Genomic DNA, 503 nt, shown 5'->3' on the forward strand with positions numbered 1-503 from the left:
GCTCTATGTCGCGCAGCCGCGTCCTGACCAAGGGCAGCCGCTGGGCGCTGTTCGGGTTGTTCGTGATCCTCTTCATCATAGCCATGGTGATCCAGTCGATCACGGCGGTGGTTGTCGTCTTCTTCCACGGAATCCTTGCCGCCATTCTGGCTGCGCTGGTGCAAAGCGTGGTCTCGATGGTGATGTCCACGGCCACGGCGGTCGGCTACATCGAGCTGCGCCAGGTCAAGGAAGGCACCAGCGTCGAGGAACTGGCGGAAATCTTCTCGTGACCGGGAAGGCGGTCTGCAGGCCTATCACATCATGAAGTAGGCAACGTCGGGGTCGCTTCAGGCCGTCTGCCCGGCCGGCAGCGCGGCGGCGAGCCGCTTGGCCCAGGCCTCTACGCCCTGGTGGTCAGCCGGCAGGTCCTGCCGCATCCCGACCAGCACGGCCGGGATGCCGCGATCGTCGCCATGGATCGGCACGGCATAGTCGTTGGCCGCGACAGTGAGCGTGCCGTC

General features: G+C 65.4%; 1 pseudogene. It reads left to right on the plus strand.

Features of this window, described 5'->3' with window-relative positions:
* Nucleotides 1-272, plus strand: a pseudogene (locus EOA33_RS38205) (hypothetical protein); the annotation flags it as partial.
* Between the last annotated feature and the right edge of the window lie 231 nt (nt 273-503).

Source organism: Mesorhizobium sp. M4A.F.Ca.ET.050.02.1.1, assembly GCF_003997725.1.
In the GTDB taxonomy this organism is placed as follows: domain Bacteria; phylum Pseudomonadota; class Alphaproteobacteria; order Rhizobiales; family Rhizobiaceae; genus Mesorhizobium.